The 13,454-nt window shown below is 33.4% G+C and carries 23 protein-coding genes; 22 read left to right on the top strand and 1 reads right to left on the bottom strand.

Annotated elements, in window-relative coordinates; translation table 11 throughout:
• The first annotated feature begins 39 nt into the window (after nt 1–39).
• The 12 genes from IFU39_RS16560 (at nt 40) to IFU39_RS16510 (ending at nt 5,768) form a co-directional block, all read left to right on the top strand.
• Complete coding sequence (locus IFU39_RS16560; protein WP_192133805.1) at nt 40–420, top strand: hypothetical protein; 381 nt, start codon at nt 40–42, stop codon at nt 418–420.
• Between the two features lie 8 nt (nt 421–428).
• A complete protein-coding gene (locus tag IFU39_RS16555; protein ID WP_192133803.1) occupies nt 429–737 on the top strand; it encodes a hypothetical protein in 309 nt (102 codons plus the stop codon).
• 28 nt (nt 738–765) lie between these two features.
• A complete protein-coding gene (locus IFU39_RS16550; protein WP_192133802.1) occupies nt 766–915 on the top strand; it encodes a hypothetical protein in 150 nt (49 codons plus the stop codon).
• A gap of 238 nt (nt 916–1,153) precedes the next feature.
• Entirely contained in the window at nt 1,154–1,336 is a 183-nt protein-coding gene (locus IFU39_RS16545; protein WP_192133800.1) for a hypothetical protein, read from the top strand.
• Between the two features lie 558 nt (nt 1,337–1,894).
• A complete protein-coding gene (locus tag IFU39_RS16540) occupies nt 1,895–2,065 on the top strand; it encodes a hypothetical protein (RefSeq protein WP_192133798.1) in 171 nt (56 codons plus the stop codon).
• A gap of 212 nt (nt 2,066–2,277) precedes the next feature.
• Nucleotides 2,278–2,406, top strand: coding sequence for a hypothetical protein (locus tag IFU39_RS33240; RefSeq protein WP_274599273.1), 129 nt, complete (start codon nt 2,278–2,280; stop codon nt 2,404–2,406).
• 242 nt (nt 2,407–2,648) lie between these two features.
• Nucleotides 2,649–3,017, top strand: a complete 369-nt coding sequence (locus IFU39_RS16535; protein ID WP_192133796.1) for a hypothetical protein — start codon at nt 2,649–2,651, stop codon at nt 3,015–3,017.
• A gap of 38 nt (nt 3,018–3,055) precedes the next feature.
• Nucleotides 3,056–3,505, top strand: coding sequence for a hypothetical protein (locus tag IFU39_RS16530; RefSeq protein WP_192133794.1), 450 nt, complete (start codon nt 3,056–3,058; stop codon nt 3,503–3,505).
• 90 nt (nt 3,506–3,595) lie between these two features.
• Nucleotides 3,596–4,411, top strand: a complete 816-nt coding sequence (locus IFU39_RS16525) for a zinc-ribbon domain-containing protein (RefSeq protein ID WP_192133792.1) — start codon at nt 3,596–3,598, stop codon at nt 4,409–4,411.
• Nucleotides 4,412–4,429: 18 nt separating this feature from the next.
• The gene (locus IFU39_RS16520; RefSeq protein WP_192133790.1) at nt 4,430–4,792 is read left to right on the top strand and encodes a cyclic-phosphate processing receiver domain-containing protein; all 363 of its coding nucleotides are present in this window, start codon (nt 4,430–4,432) and stop codon (nt 4,790–4,792) included.
• A gap of 72 nt (nt 4,793–4,864) precedes the next feature.
• A complete protein-coding gene (locus IFU39_RS16515; protein WP_192133787.1) occupies nt 4,865–5,470 on the top strand; it encodes a hypothetical protein in 606 nt (201 codons plus the stop codon).
• Nucleotides 5,471–5,564: 94 nt separating this feature from the next.
• On the top strand, nt 5,565–5,768 hold the full coding sequence (locus tag IFU39_RS16510; protein ID WP_192133785.1) for a hypothetical protein: 204 nt from the start codon (nt 5,565–5,567) through the stop codon (nt 5,766–5,768).
• A gap of 33 nt (nt 5,769–5,801) precedes the next feature.
• On the opposite strand, the gene IFU39_RS16505 is transcribed toward IFU39_RS16510, so the two are convergent.
• Nucleotides 5,802–6,290, bottom strand: a complete 489-nt coding sequence (locus tag IFU39_RS16505) for an RsfA family transcriptional regulator (RefSeq protein ID WP_192133783.1) — start codon at nt 6,288–6,290, stop codon at nt 5,802–5,804.
• Nucleotides 6,291–6,547: 257 nt separating this feature from the next.
• Between IFU39_RS16505 and IFU39_RS16500 the strand changes: the two genes are divergently transcribed.
• The 10 genes from IFU39_RS16500 to IFU39_RS16455 all read left to right on the top strand — a co-directional run bounded on the left by IFU39_RS16500 (nt 6,548) and on the right by IFU39_RS16455 (nt 13,398).
• Entirely contained in the window at nt 6,548–6,916 is a 369-nt protein-coding gene (locus IFU39_RS16500) for a type II toxin-antitoxin system PemK/MazF family toxin (RefSeq protein ID WP_197997813.1), read from the top strand.
• Between the two features lie 73 nt (nt 6,917–6,989).
• Nucleotides 6,990–7,196, top strand: a complete 207-nt coding sequence (locus IFU39_RS16495; protein ID WP_192133781.1) for a hypothetical protein — start codon at nt 6,990–6,992, stop codon at nt 7,194–7,196.
• A gap of 175 nt (nt 7,197–7,371) precedes the next feature.
• On the top strand, nt 7,372–8,697 hold the full coding sequence (locus IFU39_RS16490; RefSeq protein WP_192133779.1) for a DNA sulfur modification protein DndB: 1,326 nt from the start codon (nt 7,372–7,374) through the stop codon (nt 8,695–8,697).
• Nucleotides 8,690–9,727: a phage lytic cycle repressor MrpR family protein gene (locus IFU39_RS16485; protein WP_192133777.1), complete on the top strand. Its 1,038-nt coding sequence runs from the start codon at nt 8,690–8,692 to the stop codon at nt 9,725–9,727. Before IFU39_RS16490 ends, IFU39_RS16485 begins: the two co-directional genes overlap by 8 nt.
• Before the next feature lie 144 nt (nt 9,728–9,871).
• On the top strand, nt 9,872–10,486 hold the full coding sequence (locus IFU39_RS16480) for a hypothetical protein (protein WP_206759566.1): 615 nt from the start codon (nt 9,872–9,874) through the stop codon (nt 10,484–10,486).
• A complete protein-coding gene (locus IFU39_RS33585) occupies nt 10,446–11,012 on the top strand; it encodes an accessory gene regulator B family protein (RefSeq protein WP_446740345.1) in 567 nt (188 codons plus the stop codon). Before IFU39_RS16480 ends, IFU39_RS33585 begins: the two co-directional genes overlap by 41 nt.
• Nucleotides 11,005–11,139: a cyclic lactone autoinducer peptide gene (locus IFU39_RS16470; RefSeq protein WP_192133771.1), complete on the top strand. Its 135-nt coding sequence runs from the start codon at nt 11,005–11,007 to the stop codon at nt 11,137–11,139. The genes IFU39_RS33585 and IFU39_RS16470 overlap by 8 nt, the downstream gene beginning before the upstream one ends.
• Before the next feature lie 59 nt (nt 11,140–11,198).
• Nucleotides 11,199–11,582 (top strand): hypothetical protein, encoded by a 384-nt coding sequence (locus IFU39_RS16465; RefSeq protein WP_206759565.1) that lies wholly within the window; start codon nt 11,199–11,201, stop codon nt 11,580–11,582.
• Nucleotides 11,583–11,861: 279 nt separating this feature from the next.
• Nucleotides 11,862–12,239 carry a hypothetical protein gene (locus IFU39_RS16460; RefSeq protein ID WP_192133767.1) on the top strand — a complete coding sequence of 126 codons (378 nt, stop codon included), beginning with the start codon at nt 11,862–11,864 and terminating at the stop codon, nt 12,237–12,239.
• A gap of 268 nt (nt 12,240–12,507) precedes the next feature.
• Nucleotides 12,508–13,398: a hypothetical protein gene (locus tag IFU39_RS16455; protein WP_192133765.1), complete on the top strand. Its 891-nt coding sequence runs from the start codon at nt 12,508–12,510 to the stop codon at nt 13,396–13,398.
• Nucleotides 13,399–13,454: the final 56 nt, after the last annotated feature.

Genomic DNA, 13,454 nt, shown 5'->3' with positions numbered 1-13,454 from the left:
AGGATTCTTTCACTAAAACTGATGAGGAGTTGACTTACATTGGAATATAATTGTCGCATTCTTTGCACTATGTCTGTAATCGGGGAGGTTGATGGTGAGAAGTACTCCGTCAATGAAGACGATGTTTTACATGTGCAGTCCCAATCAATTGATAAACTGAAATGGTTTGTTTTTATTCCAACCATAAATAAATATGACTGGATTGAGAAATATCACTTCGATTTCTTAATTGATAATAAGGTTACATATCCTAAATACTTTGGTGAATTTCAACTTCCTGTAATTAGTGATAACAGTCACTCATATACATGCATTCAGCCAAGCGGTTATGTTACATGGATATCTAAATCAGATGCAACGACCGTACAAAAGTATACGGAAACTCAAAAAATTAATTGCGATGAAATACGATTTAGATAGGAGCATCCATGGACTATATAAAACTATTATCCGAAAAGTACAATCTCGTTCAAAGTTGGTCTGAGAATGGTGTCACAGTACTCAAAGGTGTTGATTTATTTATTCAACTTATTGAGCCACATCACGGTACAGGCTTTCAATATTGTATGAAAGCTGAATTTCCAGAGACATTTGATAGATGGAGTGTGGCTCTGTTCGAGGAAGAGTTCGTGAACGACGGGGGATTTTTGCAAGCAATAGAGGCGCTTACTGCATTTAAAATTGATAAAATAAATATTATTAATGAAGTTATATCGAAAGATATGAGATTGAAGTAAAAGAAGTATTTCTTAAGGAGTGATTAGAATGTCCGCTGTTGCTAAGTTAGATGTTGCAATAGATGAGCTAGTATTCGCTTTGAAATCTGAAGAAAACAGAGAGAATAGGGAACACTATATTAATAATGCGATTATGTTTATTGAAGAGGTTAAGGAATTGTTAAATATTAATCAATAGATTAAGAAACTAAAAGGGAGTTGTTTGCAATATTTGAAGAGAAGAGCTGCCCTGATTGTGAGGATGGAAATATAAAACTTATAATAGTACGCTCCCCTATCGGTTCAGAAAAATATTTGGCATGGGACTGCGAAGACTGTGGATATCAAGAGATTGTAAACATGATTACAACTAGGTAAAATAAGTCTTTATAATCATTAAAAATAATAAAATAACAAAAAAAGGAGATATAAAATAAATGAACACATACAACATCATTATCAATAACGAGGTTATCGAAGCGGTTGAGGAACAAGGGCGTTGTAAGGAAACTATTGCCTATGTACTCATGGATAGAGTCTATGCACTTACAAGTCAATTTAAACAGGTTGTTGATGTGCGTATTGCACAAACAGGGGAGGCGTATTATTACAATGTATAGACGTGGCAAACGACTCTTAGATGGAACCATGTGGGTACAAGATCATGATGGCATGTGGATAAGTTTAAAAGTGGCTGCTGAACGATACAACATAGATCACAACAATACATATTCAAAGACGAGAGAATAATTCCTCGTCTTTTTATTATGATAAAATAACATTGTAATTTTATACTGGATATGATATGATTATATCAGTTAAAAGAGTAACGCTGTAATGTAATGAGAAACAGACAACATAGTAAACTTCACGTTGCTCCTATATAATTAGGGTAGAAATATAGCGGCAACATACATATGATTGTGAAAGGTTTATTTCATAAGGAACCGAGGTGAGTAAATGGACTATTTATTCATTAGTCTATGTGTAATGGGTTTAGTAGTGTTTGGATTCAATTTTATCTCCTTTTTCATTAGTTTCTTTGGTAGATTCTATAGTTACATGGCAAAGGACGTAATTCTTTGCGGTGTAGGATTTATTTTATTGAGTGTCGGCTTAATGGGCCTGTAAACAAAGCGATAAATATTTTTGAATCAAACTAATTGGAGGAAATTAGAATGCTCATGTTGACTGGTGCGTGGACTTTAGTTGCAATTGTTATTGCATTGATTGGAATGATTATTTCGCTAAAAAAGAAGAAGTACTTTGGTGTTGGAGGATACGCTCTATGTATCACTGTTCTTGCATATATTCTGCTTTCATCTCCAGAACCTTTTAGTATCTATTGATTTAAAATCATTGGAAATGAGTTGTAAACAGTGTATGTTCTAATATTTACCCTTGTAATAGTCGTAATTGCAATTCTAGTTATCACTCCGATGTTTATCTTGAAAGAACATTTAATTATGAAGTACAGAAAAAAAGGTAAATGAAGCTATTGACGATTACATAAAGAAGAATACCAGCAAGTGAAATAACTATTTCATGAGGAGATGAAGACATGAGTTTTAAAAAAGTTAGAACATTTATTACTAATGGAACGGGGAAATGGGTTGAGTTCCCATTAACCGATGAAGATAAGGTTGAAATAAAAATTCCTTCAAAGATGATTATGAATCATTGCGTGTAAGTCCAACTTTAACCTATTTTCTCGACGATGGATTTAAGAGAAGTATAGAGGTTAATGTCAGAGAGTTTACTTTGGATCAGTTAGACGAATTAGCAATAGCCATTAAGTATTATACCGAAAAAAAGAGAAAGAACTTTTACATCAAAAAGCTAGAACAATCCGGGGATTTAACAATTGGTAAGTTTATTTAAAAAGATGCTGAAATGACTGTTTCATAACAATAAAAAGGATGGTGCATACATATGCCAATGTTCAAACTACAAATAAGAGACCTCATTAATCTGGGGCTAAGCTTGCCTACTAATGAGTCATCAATGTTTAAAATTTCAGGTAACTTCGAAGAAGTTATTGAAAAAATCATAAAAGGTGACCAAAATGAAGACTTCAGAAACCTAACTGTTAGAGATGGACAAGTGGTGGATGGTGTTATCAGATATAACGCAATCTTGAGCCTTATTAAAAATAAATTTGAGTACAAAGGTGATTTTTACAGCGATTTCAGTCAGGAACAATGGGATACATTTAATTCTTTTGTTTTTAATGTAGATATAGATAATCTTGACACTAAGGAAGCCTCTGAACTATTTAAGAAGCTAAACAATATTTCTTAATCAAATGGCTATTTCAACTGAAATTGAAGGTGAGTACAATGTATGAGAGAAATAAAATATCAAGTCAACAAGCAAGCTTATTAGGAATGGTAGAAAAATTCAACGAGAACGGGCTATCATATAATGATCATTTGAGTGAAGAAGAGAATAGTATCTTAACTTTATTTCTTGAAGGTGGTACTACCGTCTCTATTGCAGCTGAAGTTGGACTTTCTAAACAAAGAGTAAGTCAAATATTAGTCCATAAGAACACTTCAATTTATTCAAAATTAAGAGGCCAATGGCAACTTTATCTGAAAAACAGTAAGAGGAGTAGTACAGCAAGCTTAACTAAGGGAGAAATCTTAGATAAGTTAGAAAGTCTTGATCGGGATACATTGAACAGTGCACTAAAAAAATTGAACTTGCCTCATTTAAAAAGATTACTGCTTGAAGTAGAAAAGACCAATATCAAGTCTGAAGATATCCGCAAAGATTTAAAGTTTTAAACTTCGAGTAAAAGATGTGTTTTATAATTAATGGAATTTAATTTACACCATCATAGATGATACAATGAGGTGATAAAGAGAGGTGTTCCTATGCAGCGCTTAAGACGTGTTACTTCAAAATCAGGAGACGACTTTTTTGTCAATATGAATGTGGGGGATAAGTTTTCATATTCGATTTTTTGGGGATATGTTGTCGATAAGGCCCTTAAAGGTGGAGCAATAATAGATAAATGTGGCTTTGAAATGGGAATTGTAACTGAAAAACACGAAGTAAAAAGTAATGATTTAACTTATATAATAGACAAGGTTAGTGTGCCAGAACATTTGAAAAAACAAAAGAAAAAATATCTTAAACACGAGAGACCTGATATATTCAAACAACTACATCCGACTAAAAATAAGGATATGGATATAGGCAATTTGTCCTTGGGAAGTATTAAGAGGGTTTGGTGGCTATGTGAAAATGATCATGAATGGGAAACTACTGTCTCAAGTAGGACTCAGATAGGTAAAGGAAACTGTCCAGATTGTTGGAGAAGCAGAGAGATTAGTGGAAATAATTTTACCAAGTCTCATCCAATACTATCGAAATTCTGGGATCGCGATAATAATGGTGATTACACACCAGAAACATCGACAACTAGAGATGGCATAAGAATAAACTTTACATGTGATAAAGGACATAAGTTTAGTAGAATGTTATTTAATAAACTTCCAGACAGGTGCCCTAAGTGCAAACTACTAGCGAACCATCCTTTACGTTCTTTGAATATACAAGAGGCATCTTTGGTTAAAAAGCTCTATAAAGAAGGATTTAAAAAGATAGATATATCGAAGAAAACAGGATTTAACTACAAAGTTGTCGATAACATAATAAGTGGAAGAACATATAAAGATATAGATTAAAGGAAAGGATGTGCGACCATGACAGACAAGATCAACCTATACGTTGACGACCTCAGAGACTGTCCCGATGGCTTCGTGGTCGCTCGTACATATTATGAAGCCATACATATTCTTGAAAGCAGAGAAGTGGCTATTCTTACATTAGACCATGATCTGGGCGAGGATGTTGATGGTAAAGAGTTACCCAATGGATATGGCTTGGTGAAATACTTCTGTGAGCATGGATTGAGGGCAGATAAGATATACATACATACCGATAATCCTGTAGGAAGGCAGAACATGTATGAGTCTCTGTTGGCAGCTCAACGAAGAGGCTTCATTGAAGAGGATATTGAGATATACCATTATCCTCTAACGGTGAATAAGTATTCTGGCGAGTAAGTAGAGGGATGTTTTATAAGAAGTGTTTCGAACTTTATAATTAAATACTATCAGCATAGGGAGAAATTATTCATGATGAATTTTAAGTTCTATTTATCTATATTAGCACTCGTGGTGTTAATGGCGGGATGTTCAGAGAAGAGTGCAGAGCAGCCTGTTATACAAGAACAGACTAAACTAGAGGCTAGTCCAGTTGAAAACTCTATTCAAGATCCCACCAACGATAATGAGACAGGCTCTTCGATAGATGAAGTGGTTGTGGAAACAAGCGAAACAAATGAAACTAAAGAGGATGCTACAGTAGCAAGCACGCCAGAAGTTTCCCAGATCGACACATCAGTTTTTGTATATGCTCAAGATATAAAAGTTACAGATGCGTTAGATATAACAAAGCATATAGACGTAGTTGTCTACATGAGTGAGGATGTAGGGAAAGGGCTGGCTGTGCAACATGTAATCACCCAGTTGTATGACTTTTTACAGCAAACTAAGGTAAAAGAAGCCGAAACTGTGACTGTTGGAATAATGAGTGGAGATTTTAGAGTTGCACAAATTACGGTTGACATGAGTAAGTTTGAAGCAGGTGAACATTTTATCCATTCTGTAATGGACGCTTCTAAAATCGACAAAATGGATGATGATATCAGAGAGTACGGGGAATCACTCGAACTGTGGTAGACAAGTCAATGAAATGCAAGTTTGATTTAAACATGTGCTTGATTACTCAAATGAAACTGGATTATAGTAGAATTATACAAGGAGGTGATATCAAATGAAACTTCTAGTTAATTATGCAATTAGTCAGAATGGACGATTAATTGAAAAAAGCGTAAATTTAAGTGATGTACCTGTATTACCTGAAGTAGAGCTACATAGAGTAATTAAAGTTGAAATTGCCAGACATGAACAAGCTGACGAAAAAACGATTAAAGTACTTAAATGGATTGAAGAAGAGTCAGGTTCCTTTGAAATGTAGTTTTCAAATAGAGATAATATTAAAACCCACCAATTAAATGGCGGGTTTTTTGTTATGATTGAATAATCCAAGTTCTGTTGCTTTAGTAATCAAGGTTGCAAGAGCTTCTCTGTTTTGGCTTGTATTTAAAGACATCTCATTGCGCCTAGAATCGATTTCTAATGATACATCCCGTATCTTTGCTTTCAGTTGCTGTATCTGAGCCTCAGACAACAATAGATCTTGTTTAAGAGCGTATAGATACTTTATAATGTCATCAAAATTCACTAGGGATTGAGATTTGGTATTTGATTTTGATGTATTATTCTGATTTTTAATAATTTTTGCTTCATTTATCTCTTTCTTGAATTTATGTCTAAGAAATGAGTTCCATCTGAAACCACAAGCAGCAGGAGTACGGTCAAGAAGTTCTCCACTGTCATCAAATGCTTGTAGCTGTGTTTTACCACCCTCTATATAAGATAATACAGTTTGTGTTAAAAGATTATCATCTTGCGAACTCCAACTATCACTTCTTTTCATATCTATGCACCTCAAATTTGATTAGATTAGTTTTACTACCATATATATCCTAATTGTCAATACTATATTCACGTATCGCATCAAAATTTTAGTCGGCTACCAAAATATCTTGACAGAACGTACGTTCCGTATTGCAAGATAACCGTTTCGACTTTATAATGATAATATAACATTAACTGATTAAGTACATATAGATTGTGGTATATATAGATTATAAAACAAACCTAAAATATGAGATGCAATAAGGAGTGGGACCAATGGCGGTAGCAATGGAGCGGACAATGAATAAAGTCGTAAAACGATTAGAAATGTGGAATATTGATTTTGGTGAAAGTAAGGGAAGTGTGCAAGGTGGAGAGAGACCCGGAGTAGTTCTCGGAAACGACATTGGAAATAAATATAGCCCAGTAGTATTGGTTGCGCCTGTAACATCAAAAGTTAAAAAACCAATGCCAACGCACGTAAAAGTAGATAAGGATGAGATAGGGCTTTACGAAGACAGTATCATTTTGCTTGAACAAATCATTACAATACCTAAAGATAGACTCGGATTCAAAATCGCCACTATTCCAAAAAGGCTGGAAAGTGCAGTTAACAATGCTCTGTCTTTATCACTTGGCTTGTAATATATTACCTCTTGATGATGCCTTAATGTTAAAACATAATACTAGTACATACTATTAAGGAGAACATTAATCAATGAAGAGATACCAACTTATGAAGTTGATTGACTATGATCAGTTAACCAAAGTGGAGACTTGGAAATACACAAACATCTCAACAAATAAACCACATGAACTAAATAATTTTATGTTTAATGGATATCGAATTTATGACAATGAAGAAAAAAAAGTAATTAAAACTAATTTAGACTTACATAAATGGTTGGAAGGGAAAAGTCTCTAGAAGGGGCTTTTCTTTTTTTTGCATTGGAATTTAATGTGTAGTATATTTGTAATGAAATTAATAAGAAAATGAAAGAGATAGGGGGAAAATTCTAAATTAGTTCTTAGCACATATTGATATGTACGTATTATTTTTTATTAATTGTGCTATAATGTTTATTAGAGGTGACTACATAATGAAAATTGAAAGAGAAGAAATTGAGCAAAGAATAATTGATGCTTTAATGGAAGTAAAACATTCCCGAAGAAAATTGTATGAATTAAACATGACTCTTGCAGAATATAATGTTCCCTTTGGTTTACCACAATCAATAATTCAAAATGATGAAATAATTAAAGAAACAGAATTGCAATATCTTATTGGACTAACTCGTGGTTTACATGATTTATTGAAACATAAGAATCTTGACCCAGAATCTTTATTCGGAGAAAGAGAAATAAGAGATTCAGAAAATGCTCTTTCTAGTGAAGAGGATAATAAATTATCATTACCATTAAACTTTGAAGAAGTAATACAAATAAAGTATGACAGTTATTTAACTAAAATATCTTTACAAAAATTAGTTGCAATGGTTAATAGTCAATTAATAATCTACGACGAAGAAACACAGCGTGGGGTAATTTACAAAGAGAACAAATCTGGGGGAATAGTAAAAACTCCTATAGTTAATAAGGCTAGTGTTAAAAGGATCTCAACGAAAATGGCTAAAAATCAATATTTTGAAGATATGATTACCCTTAATGTGTATTCGACTGAAGTTGACCCAGTAACATATAACCCTGAATCTAAGACACTTACCATTAATAATGGTTCAGTTATCTCTATTCTTGATGGATTTCATCGTCTTCAGGGAGCTGTAGCTGCTTTGCAAATCAATCCAAATGCCGAACTTCATGAAATATTGTCTATTAGAGTTTATGATTTTGAAACAGCTAAGAAATTTTTCAGTCAGTTAAATACAATAAATGTTTTAAAAAAGGAAAGAAGAAAAGAGTTAGCTCAAGAGAGATTGTCAGATAAAGTAGTTTCTGATCTTCAGCAAAAATCTGAGATTGGGAAACAAATAGCATCAGCCAGTTCTATCAGTGAACGTGCTGGTGAGCTAACCATTTTTGATATTATGACGTATGCTATTGATAATGTTTATCATCTTCAAAGGCAGCTAGATATTATCAAAACATCAAAATATCTAAATGAATTTTTTGCGTATTTGGTCGGAAATTACCCCGACGAATTTTCACCCGACATCAAACAACGTAAGAATCGTACAATGAGTCATCCATTGATGTTTATTGGATATATTGTAATGTCAAAATATATGCAAGCGAATGAATTAAGTTTAGATGAAATTGAAAGATATGTTGAGCTAATAGATTTTGAAGACGAAGAATTACTTTCCTTATTAAATGCGAAGAAAATATTGACAGGAAATAAAAGAGTTCGAGATAAGCTTATTGCTTATTTTTCTAGGTTATTTGAGGGGGAAACAGCCAATGAATAAGGTTTACTTCAATGATTTTTTTAACAAAGAGCAAAAGGATAGATATCTCAAGAGCTTAAACACTGAATCAACTAGAAAGTCATATGCTATTATTTTGAGGAAAACTGCAATAATGGAAGCTACTTTAAACAAGGATCTCTATGATTTTAATTTACAGGAAATTTCTCAATTTTTATTTACTTTAAAAGCGACAAAGATTTCTTCACTAAGACACGCGGGAAGTGTAGCAAGAAACTATATACAGTGGGCCATTGAGCAGGATTTGCGTAAGGATAATATAAATCCTTTAATAGCCATTACTACGCATGAGTGGTACAGCCAGTTTGTGGATGATAGTTCATTAATGCTCTTTACAGAGAAGCAAGTTGAAAACATAGTAGACAGCCTAATTAACGCTCAAGATCAAGCCGTAGTACAGGGAGTTTGGGAAGGTATATCGGGTAACGTAATGAGTGAATTAGCTAATATGAAAATGGAACATATTTCAGAATCAAATATAAAGAATAAGTATAAAATAAAATTGTTCAATGACACACCTGATGGGGTAACTACCAGAGAAATACTGATCTCCGATAATCTTTATGAAATCTTGAAGAGTGCCAATAAAGAAGAAAAATACCTTAAGAACAATGGATTAGTATCGGAATCTATAAAAACCAGATACAATATGCTAGTTGATAATGGTTATATATTGAAAACCGCTGTTCATTTGAGAGCTGCTACGAATTATAACAGTCAAGACGATGGTAGGCCAACACAAGGCCAAATCTTGGGTCGTAGAATTAAAAAGGCGGGGGAATTTAATAACTTCCCAATGCTTACAGCAATTAACTTAAGGAATAGCGGTATGCTTAAAATGGCTAGAGATCTTCATAGAGAGCGGAAAAGATTGGGGTTAGAGGAATACTATGAAATATGTGAACACTATGATGTAGGCAAAAAAGAGGACGGTACATTTAATATCGATGTTATTAAAAGAAACTTTCTAAATATAGAAACAATTCATAAGTTATATGGTACTGAAGAATAAGGTTAAAAACTTATTCTTCTTTTTTTATTTTATAGTTGACTCTCAATGAGTGCTATGATATATTTTATTTAAGAGATACATATTATTTTATCATTTAAAAGGGGATACAAAATGAAAGAGGACATCTTATATACGCTAATGAGCATGTTGGACGGAATTACGATTTTCATGTTTGCCTTTGGATGTTTCAAAATTAGCTTTAAGGATTATTGGAAGGAAATACTAGTAACAAACCTAGTGATTTCAGTTGGTACTTTCTTGCTAAGAGATGAAGAGTTCTTAGTAAACTTAATGCCATTCTTGTGTTTCTTGTTATTGGTGGCCTCACTAACGTTCTACTTCAGGATAAGAATTTGGGGAAGTTTGAAATTGTCTCTGTACGGTTTCGTGGCTCAGATAATTGCTCAGTTCACGGTGGTGGCACTGTTTATGTTCGTAAGTAAGTTAACTTTCTCAGGTGCAGCTGATCAGTTTGGTACATATGTTCAATTAATTGGAGATGGAGCATTAATACTTTTAACTTTAGTCCTTCAGAAAAGAAGAGTGTGGTTTACAACAATGTCTCACGATTACAACTTTAAAATCAAGCTTACTAAAATAAACATATTGAGCATGGTAATTGCTGTTGTCATAATTGCATTCTTGTATAATATTAAATCCGTGGATAATATATTGCTGGCAATTACATTTTGGGCGATATGTTTAATTAATTTAATGTATGTGGACATTAGAAAAGAAAAGAGTGGATCATATGATTGATGAGTTTTCTACTAGATTGTCAGTTAGATTGGTAGAGAAATACCCCAAAGAAATGCCATCGCTAGGTATAACGAGGTATGGAATTAAATTCATTATCTCAAATGTACTTCCTATGTTAATCCTATTAATAATTGGCCTAATGTTCAATCTAGTCTCAGAAATATTTATATGCCTTATATCATTCTCTTCTCTTAGAATGGTGTCCGGTGGATATCACGCCAAGGAGCCAGAGATATGCTTACTAATTTCCACTGTAACCATTGTATTGATTGCCAAACTAGGATACATAATGAGTGACTATACAATGTTATTGAGTCTAGTGAGTCTGATATTGGTTTTGATTTACGCACCATCAAATATCGAAAACCAAACTAAAATTTTGGTTGAACATTTTAAATATCTAAAAATGATATCAGTTTTAATTATCGCAATTGGATTTTTAACTAATAATTACTTAGTCATTTCTTCTCTCTTTGTGCAATCTTCTCTGCTAATTCGATTGAAGGGAGGTGAGAAATTTGATTAAAGCACGTTTTATGAAATTGAGCATGACAGCTATTGGATTTTTATTTATGGCAGTAGCTACTGCTGGAGTAAATGTAGCAAGCTGGACTGTGATTCACAATGAGCCAGTACCAGAAGAAATGAAGTAGTAAAGAGGCTCTCTGTTTTGATGAAAAGCGGAGAGCCACTTTAAAACGAGGTGATTCAATTGAACAATGAAAATGATAGAATTATGGTTCAGAAACGAGTAGGAAAAAAAATATGTGATGAGGCACAATGGATTAGAGCAGATGATGTAAAGCGTTGTGAAAAGGAAATGTTTACTTCGAAGTCTTATAAGGTTGTAATTTATACAGACTATGGAGAATTTGTGCGTTGCGACAGTAATGATGCCTTCTTAAAACTAATGAACGAGAGAGAGGGTATGATGATAACAGATACTGGAGTATTGGGAAACTTAAAGAAGATGAAAAGTGTCGATTATAAGACTGGGAAGGTGTACTTCGATGAGGAAAAAAACGAGTACATAACCATAGCAAGAAGCAAAACCGAGATAGTTAGAGAGTATATTAAAAAGCTGTTCGGTAAATAGGCAGCTATACATAGTTTCACCAGATGATAAATTATCAAGCAATTAAATAGCACTTTTAATAAAAAGGTATTTGAGATATAATAAATACGAACATAAGTTCTGTGGTTATCATTATTCGACATGATGCGACATCATTATGGCTCAGATTCCATATTTATGCATATGTCAACACAATTTAGTCGGCTACCAAATATGATTGTCAAGCGCCAAAAGTTGGATTATTATTATTACATAGCTAAATATTACATCTAGATAACATATTTTTTACGAGAGGGTATGATGGGTATGCAACAAATTTTTGATGCTTTGGACATTGACAAAAGAGCGATTGAATTGAAGGCGATGATAATCTTTTTATTTAAGTCTGATATAGAGACTCTTATAGATAATTGCGTAGGAAAGTCGAACTTTTATATAGATGACTTTGTATACGGCTACCGTGAAAGATTGATTGACAGTACCAGATTTGATTCGGCTGAGGATTTTAGAGATACATATTTCACAGATCCAATTAAAACGTTGGAGAGACTATTTCAGGAATATATAACTCAAGATAAGTTTGATAAATTGGTTTGTAAAGATCCTGAAATTATTTATAACATGCACGTTGTCAACCCTAAGGTACGATTCAATAGATTTGTAAGGGGGATGGAGTAGGCGTTCCCTTCTCCAACAAAATAAAATAATAAAATAACACTTTACAAAATAAAATGTTTGAATTATACTAAGTAAGTAAGGCAAAGGAAAGTTAATCAAATAATAGTTTCATTAAGAAATTTGATTTGAAAAGAGAAGCATACAAGAGTATATGGAAGAATGACGGAGATGAAAATAACACGCTCAGCGTGATTATATAAATACATCATTCAGGAGGCGTGACTATGAGAAATAGAGCATCACCAGCAAAGAATGAGATGGGTTATGAATGACCTTAGAGCCTACATATGGATACTTTCAACTTAGAGGACAAGTAGTTGGCATGATAAGCGATAAGGCTTATTCAGAAGGTGATAACGGTACTTGGAACAGAATCCAATTCGGTGTCAAAGTTAGCAACAACTCTATAGTGTATGTTGAGCTGATGGGTTCTAAGCAAGACAGAGTTAAGATGCATAAGAAGATTGGGAAGAGAGTGGACAAGGATGATTCGATTACAGTTCCTTGGTCTGACAGATATAGTGAGAGGTATAGCTCGTATAGGAACTCATTTAATGTTCGATTAAACATTGATAAGAATAGTGAAATGTCATTGTTGCCCTACGATTCAATTAAAAGCATTCACGAGAATCTGACCGATGGAACAATTGTTCTAATCAAAGGATCTCTTCAGATAGAAGAGTATCAAAATAAGATACAAGAGAAGTTTGTAATTAAAGAGCTATATGATTGCGAATCTTCAGATGATAGCTATAGCAATGAGGAAGCATTTTTTAATCAAGAGATTATATACTTGAGCGCGAACAATGGTAAGATCCAGACCAAATTAATTTACCGTAAACATGGGGATATTGAAATTGTTCCTTATGAATTTAGTGTTAAAGATAATGATTTGATTAACTATTTTATAGAGAATATCCAACCCAATTCAACTCTTAGAGTTCATGGAGTCATTAAGCACTATGTCCCTACGGAGACCATTGATGATTATGAAGTCATTACAGGATCAGCAGTAAAGGAATTAGTTATAACAGGTGGAAGTACGAACTCTATAGTTCAAAGCAGATACTCAAATGAAGACCTAGAGGACAATAGAATTACGGGAAGTCCATTTGAAGAAGAGAAGCAAGATGAGAAAGTTAATGAATGGGGATTTTGAAAGGATGTGAGAGCATAGATATTTTATCCATGCGCAGCCCACCAAACTAATCATAC

The organism is Paenibacillus sp. CFBP 13594 (assembly GCF_014842675.1).
GTDB lineage: Bacteria > Bacillota > Bacilli > Paenibacillales > Paenibacillaceae > Paenibacillus > Paenibacillus amylolyticus_B.
The sequence above is the reverse complement of the archived record's forward strand: the minus strand, read 5'-3'. Positions and strand labels throughout refer to the sequence as shown.

What these genes read in the sequence shown, in the direction of transcription:
- IFU39_RS16555 (WP_192133803.1), top strand. Translation starts at nt 429, where the DNA reads ATGGACTATATAAAACTATTATCCGAAAAGTACAATCTCGTTCAAAGT.
- IFU39_RS16550 (WP_192133802.1), top strand. Translation starts at nt 766, where the DNA reads ATGTCCGCTGTTGCTAAGTTAGATGTTGCAATAGATGAGCTAGTATTC.
- IFU39_RS16545 (WP_192133800.1), top strand. Translation starts at nt 1,154, where the DNA reads ATGAACACATACAACATCATTATCAATAACGAGGTTATCGAAGCGGTT.
- IFU39_RS16540 (WP_192133798.1), top strand. Translation starts at nt 1,895, where the DNA reads ATGCTCATGTTGACTGGTGCGTGGACTTTAGTTGCAATTGTTATTGCA.
- IFU39_RS33240 (WP_274599273.1), top strand. Translation starts at nt 2,278, where the DNA reads ATGAGTTTTAAAAAAGTTAGAACATTTATTACTAATGGAACGGGGAAA.
- IFU39_RS16535 (WP_192133796.1), top strand. Translation starts at nt 2,649, where the DNA reads ATGCCAATGTTCAAACTACAAATAAGAGACCTCATTAATCTGGGGCTA.
- IFU39_RS16530 (WP_192133794.1), top strand. Translation starts at nt 3,056, where the DNA reads ATGTATGAGAGAAATAAAATATCAAGTCAACAAGCAAGCTTATTAGGA.
- IFU39_RS16525 (WP_192133792.1), top strand. Translation starts at nt 3,596, where the DNA reads ATGCAGCGCTTAAGACGTGTTACTTCAAAATCAGGAGACGACTTTTTT.
- IFU39_RS16520 (WP_192133790.1), top strand. Translation starts at nt 4,430, where the DNA reads ATGACAGACAAGATCAACCTATACGTTGACGACCTCAGAGACTGTCCC.
- IFU39_RS16515 (WP_192133787.1), top strand. Translation starts at nt 4,865, where the DNA reads ATGATGAATTTTAAGTTCTATTTATCTATATTAGCACTCGTGGTGTTA.
- IFU39_RS16510 (WP_192133785.1), top strand. Translation starts at nt 5,565, where the DNA reads ATGAAACTTCTAGTTAATTATGCAATTAGTCAGAATGGACGATTAATT.
- IFU39_RS16505 (WP_192133783.1), bottom strand. Translation starts at nt 6,290, where the DNA reads ATGAAAAGAAGTGATAGTTGGAGTTCGCAAGATGATAATCTTTTAACA.
- IFU39_RS16500 (WP_197997813.1), top strand. Translation starts at nt 6,548, where the DNA reads ATGGCGGTAGCAATGGAGCGGACAATGAATAAAGTCGTAAAACGATTA.
- IFU39_RS16495 (WP_192133781.1), top strand. Translation starts at nt 6,990, where the DNA reads ATGAAGAGATACCAACTTATGAAGTTGATTGACTATGATCAGTTAACC.
- IFU39_RS16490 (WP_192133779.1), top strand. Translation starts at nt 7,372, where the DNA reads ATGAAAATTGAAAGAGAAGAAATTGAGCAAAGAATAATTGATGCTTTA.
- IFU39_RS16485 (WP_192133777.1), top strand. Translation starts at nt 8,690, where the DNA reads ATGAATAAGGTTTACTTCAATGATTTTTTTAACAAAGAGCAAAAGGAT.
- IFU39_RS16480 (WP_206759566.1), top strand. Translation starts at nt 9,872, where the DNA reads ATGTTGGACGGAATTACGATTTTCATGTTTGCCTTTGGATGTTTCAAA.
- IFU39_RS33585 (WP_446740345.1), top strand. Translation starts at nt 10,446, where the DNA reads ATGTGGACATTAGAAAAGAAAAGAGTGGATCATATGATTGATGAGTTT.
- IFU39_RS16460 (WP_192133767.1), top strand. Translation starts at nt 11,862, where the DNA reads ATGGGTATGCAACAAATTTTTGATGCTTTGGACATTGACAAAAGAGCG.
- IFU39_RS16455 (WP_192133765.1), top strand. Translation starts at nt 12,508, where the DNA reads ATGACCTTAGAGCCTACATATGGATACTTTCAACTTAGAGGACAAGTA.